Origin of the sequence: Vibrio anguillarum (genome assembly GCF_001989995.2) — a bacterium.
GTDB classification, from domain to species: Bacteria; Pseudomonadota; Gammaproteobacteria; order Enterobacterales; family Vibrionaceae; genus Vibrio; species Vibrio anguillarum.
This window is the reverse complement of the sequence record NZ_JAHGUP010000125.1, coordinates 1-1,463: the sequence shown is the minus strand read 5'-3', so window position 1 is coordinate 1,463 and position 1,463 is coordinate 1. Positions and strand designations below refer to the sequence as shown.

The 1,463-nt window shown below is 38.3% G+C and carries 1 protein-coding gene; it reads left to right on the top strand.

The genetic code is table 11. From position 1 onward, the window contains the following. Positions 1-577 precede the first annotated feature (577 nt). Positions 578-1,399, top strand: coding sequence for a DUF4365 domain-containing protein (locus PL85_RS17490; protein WP_069507211.1), 822 nt, complete (start codon positions 578-580; stop codon positions 1,397-1,399). Positions 1,400-1,463: the final 64 nt, after the last annotated feature.

Below are 1,463 nucleotides of genomic sequence, written 5' to 3'. Positions count from 1 at the left end.
TTGAAGTTCAGCGTTTACAGGGTGTTTTTTGAGTTCGGTGGTGCGTTGTCAACCCCTTAGCCGGGCGTTATGCTTAATCACCAAAAGTCAGTGGTTTATGATTGTTCTTTGTTCCCTTAGCTCTTTAGTTTGGTGTTTCTCGGCAAGTTGGCTTCAGTGGGCGCGGTTTTCTGGACAATTATTCTTTGGCGCTGGAAATTCAGCGAATTGCCTCAATCAATTTTCGGGCAAGCGCGAGGTTGAGGCGGTTGGCTCAATAAGCAATCTGATCTTAGGTTTGTTTAGAATTAGCGGTCAAAGTTCAAAGTCTGATTTTCAAAATCATGAGTCATTTCAGTTTTTTTGGTTTTTGGGTTTTGTTTGTGAATCAAAGCTGAGTTAATCTTGGTTTTGGTACAACGTAAGTCATTGAAGCTTAAGCATAACAAACGGTTCAAGAGGGACAGCCAACGCGCGGCATTTTTACCATGCGTTAGTTTTTGTGGTTACGGTGTTATGCGGAAGCTTGGTAATGGCGTTGGCTGCCCCTTAACCGGGCGTTAGGCATTCTCACACATCGATATTTAAAGGTAAGTAAGTGATTAAAAGAACTAGAACGCATGAAATTGACACACTGGCAGTAAGAAAAATAATTAGCGAGTTACCCGTTGATTGGATAGTTAGGGGGCAAGAAGAGAGAGACTATGGCATAGATCTAACCATTGAGAGGTTTGATGGTCAAAATGCTACTGGGGATTATTTTCTTGTGCAGGTTAAAGGTACTGAGTCGACATTCGCTGATGAAGTTAAAATGTCAAATTTTCCGACGAAAACTGTCGAATATTCAAAGTTATTTCACGTTCCTTTCTTTGTATTTCACACATCGATAGAATCTAATGAAACTCGATTTGTGTGGCTTCAGAAATATGCAGACCATAAACTAGAAAGAACTACTCCAAATTGGAAAGCACAAGACTCTGTCACTATCTATTTTCCTAGTGGAAATGATCTAACGAGCAATCGAGATAAAATTGTAGATATCCTTGAAAAGGATAAATCTAAGAAAATTGGTGTTGGTTTTCTGAGTTTATTTGAATCTCTAAAGTTTCATGGTGATAATGTTCTCTCAGGACAATATGCAGTTGGTGAGTATTGTCATTCGGTTTGCCTGTCACTTGTAAAAATCAAGACATTTATTGACCGATATTCAGTGAATATACTAAATCATGGAAATGAAATAAAACTATTTGACCTCGGTGATACATTCAGGGATATAGCAAAGAATCTCAGTATTTCAAACAGCGATAGGGAGTTAATTAAGGAACAACTATCCTACTTAGAGGACGTTAAACATTCTTTTTTGATCGCTGATGATATTGATGATTTAGCAGTGGAAATGAAAGCTTACGAACCGTACTAAAATGCCTAACAAACAATTTAAGAGGGATTCCCAACGCTTGGCATTTTTTCTTCTACTTCACTTT